The 3046-nt window shown below is 63.7% G+C and carries 1 protein-coding gene and 3 pseudogenes; 3 read left to right on the forward strand and 1 reads right to left on the reverse strand.

What is annotated here, in order from left to right; all coding sequences use genetic code 11:
• Window positions 1-465: 465 nt before the first annotated feature.
• A pseudogene (locus ACZ53N_RS36940) lies at window positions 466-1473 on the reverse strand (IS630 family transposase).
• A 112-nt stretch (window positions 1474-1585) separates the two neighbouring features.
• On the opposite strand from ACZ53N_RS36940, the pseudogene ACZ53N_RS36945 reads away from it, so the two are divergent.
• The 3 genes and pseudogenes from ACZ53N_RS36945 to ACZ53N_RS36955 form a co-directional block, all read left to right on the forward strand.
• Window positions 1586-1759, forward strand: a pseudogene (locus ACZ53N_RS36945) (IS5/IS1182 family transposase); the annotation flags it as partial.
• A gap of 236 nt (window positions 1760-1995) precedes the next feature.
• Window positions 1996-2370 carry a RapZ C-terminal domain-containing protein gene (locus ACZ53N_RS36950; RefSeq protein WP_469145083.1) on the forward strand — a complete coding sequence of 125 codons (375 nt, stop codon included), beginning with the start codon at window positions 1996-1998 and terminating at the stop codon, window positions 2368-2370.
• A gap of 240 nt (window positions 2371-2610) precedes the next feature.
• A pseudogene (locus tag ACZ53N_RS36955) lies at window positions 2611-2913 on the forward strand (transposase); the annotation flags it as partial.
• Window positions 2914-3046: the final 133 nt, after the last annotated feature.

Genomic DNA, 3046 nt, shown 5'->3' on the forward strand with positions numbered 1-3046 from the left:
CCTGCGAGTACTTCCTCGGTGGCGCCACTTCTTCCTCGTTCCCTGTTCCAGGCGATCCTATTGGACACCTGTCCGAGAACTTCGAGGCACCTCAGTCGCCCAGCTTGGGCGGGCGTCCGGTGGCTGCCCGTCTCCGCAGGCCCGAAGCACCGTCTGGCCTGCCCCCACACCCGCCGCCAACACCGCACACTCTCGGCATACACCCCCACCGCCCTCGCGATCTCCGCATTCGAGGCGCCGCCCTCGAACAACTCGGCTGCCCGGACACGACGCGCCTCCGCCAACAGAGGCCGCGACAAAGAAGCAAGGCAGGAGCCGGCAACCGAAGGGGAAGGTCGATAAGCCACCCCGGCAGCCTCCCACCCACACACCCACCCCACCCACCGAACTTACGAAAAGATCAGCAGTCTCTCATCGACCGGCTGCTGCTGATGGACTATCCACCCAGCCAGTCCGCCGCACGCCTTACTGACTTTGTCTGTGTGTTGTCGTGGTGGGTTGTCTGTTGTGGATGGTGAGGCCTGTCTCGGTGAGGCAGCCTTGGAGGAGGTCGGGGCGGTACTGGATGGTGCGGAGGCCGTGCCGCACGGTCTGGGTGAGGCGGGCAGCTGGAAGATGGTGAGCCAGTCCTGGCCGTCGGCGAAGTCGCGCAGGGCGGCACATCGGTGGGTGCCGGGGTTGTCCCACACCAGGACGATCGGCGCTCTCAGCGGCCGGTGGGCGGCGGTCAGCAGGTCGCGGTAGTCCGTCCAGGTAAAGCTCTGACGGGCTCCCTTGTATCTGTTGTGACGGTGGAGCCGGTAGATCAGGCGTGGTCGTTCGCCGGGCCGGTAGCAGAGCAGGGCGGCGACCGACAGGCAGCGGGTCGTGCGGCCCGGACGCGGATGACAGGGGTGTGTCCGCGCCGAGCCCAGGTGCGGGTGGTGGGCGGCGTCATCGAGAAGCCGGCCTCGTCCTCGAACACGAGGTAGGCTCCGAGCGCCGCCGCGGTGCTTCCACCTGCGGCCACGTCTTCTTCACCCACCCCGCGATGGACTCCTCATCACGCTCCAGGGCTCTGCGGGCGGGCACCTGGTGACTCCAGCCGTGGCGGTTGAGCATCTTCGCGGTGCCGGACAGCGTCATGCTCTTGTGGAACCGGCGCCCGATCAGCGTCTTGATCCTTGACAGGGTCCAGCGCTGGTCCGGCCGGCCGTTCGCCACCGCGCCCCTGGCCAGTTCCTCCTCCAGCACGGCGAACAGGCGATCGCTGAGCAGCGGCAGGGACGCCGGTCCGCCCGACCGCAAACCGTTCTCACCACCCCACTCGTAGGCCTTCCGCCACCGCTGGACCGAACGCACACTCACCCGAAGCTTCCTGGCGATCACCACGCTGGACTCTCCCACAGCAAACAACTCGGCTGCCTCGAGACGGATCCGCTCCCGCAATACCCGTCGCTCGGCAGTCAGTCCACCACCTTGCGGATACCTCATACACACCGCATACCGCAACGATCACCACCCGTCAGCCCCCACGACAACACACAGACAAAGTCAGTAAAGCCGCCCGCACCGCTACCGGGATACTGGCTGAGCACGTCAGTGATCCAGCGAACGCCTGGGCCGCCTCAGGCGGGTCATCGAACGGACCATCTCCTGGCTGTCGGGCTACCGCCGACTCAACTACCGCTACGAGCACCAATCCCGCAACTACCTGGCCTTTCTCGGCCTCGCCGCGGCTCTCTGCTGCTACAAGCGACTTGTTCGCCTCACCACATAGGACACGGTCTAAAAATAGTTCTCTCGCAGACCTTGTAGCCCTCTTGTCCGCCCAGGCCGAAAGGGGTTGGAGCATAGCGTGTGGGGGTATTGTCCTTGTCCGAGCCTTCTCTTCCGGCTGACGGCAGTGCAGTTCGCCGACGACGTACCTTCCAGATCTTTTGTCGGCAAGCGCGGTGGTTTTGTTTTGGGGACGTGATAGTTGTGGTATCGATTCATTCCGTGCCGTTGGTAGTTGTGCAGAGTTTCTCTTTCGGGCGCAGGGTCCCGACAGCACAGGGCTCTGTGCTGCTGCTGGATTTACGGTGTCAGCTACTCCTCCGGCATCGCGGGTTCGAGGGGATGACAGGGCATGATGAGGACCTGGTACGGGAGATGCTCGCGGTCCCTGGGGTGTTCACTGCGGTTGAGAGGACGGTTGAGGCTGCTCTCGCCCTTGCCGATCTGAACACCGGGAGGGACTTCCCAACGCGGGTTCTGGTGGGATGCCGCAGTGGGCGGCGGAGGTCTGTAGTGCTGGCAGAGGCCATTGCTGCCAGCATCGTCGGGCGGGGCAGGGATGCAGTGGTAGAGCACCATCACCTCAATGTCATTGTCACAGACGACTACTGATTCTCCAATGTTTTAAAACTTGCCAATCCATGTTCGTGTGCTGGTTCAGCTCGAGGCGATAGGATGCGACGACCGGCTGATTTCGAGAAAGTAGCCGACGGGTATGAGGCTCCGCGGGAAACTCGGGAAGGCTATGCAGAGGTGGTGGTCGTGCTGGGGGTGTGGAAGAGCCCGGGCTGAACGGTGATCTATGGAAAGCGGTCGAGTAGCACTCCGTTAGGTTTTCTGGTTCGGCTGCTCGTGGGCGGGCATGTCGGATGTGCGGATACGCACGAAGTGGACCGTGTACGGGCTGAGTTGCCGTCGTATGTGGCTGACGTGTTCGTCCCTCTGAAGCGCAAGGGCCGGCGTGCCAGGAGCGACTGTTACCTGCGTGGCCTGATGCTGGACGGCCGCCGGAAGTCGATCCAAGCCATGGCCGCTCGGCTGCCGGACGGCAACGATCAGAACCTGCAGCAGGTCGTGAACCAGTCCACCTGAGATCCGGTGCCGGTGCAGCGCCGGATCTGTGAACGCATGCTGCCGCTCATCGCTCCGACGGCCTGAGTGATCGACGATGTGCGTCGAATCCACTACGTCTTACGAGCTGGTGCGTGATAGCGGATGAGGCGTGTTTGACCTGCTCATTGCCTGTCCTCAGGCGGTGGTGTAGCGGTCAGATACGAGGTTGGCGATG

Source organism: Streptomyces sp. NPDC033229, assembly GCF_055576875.1.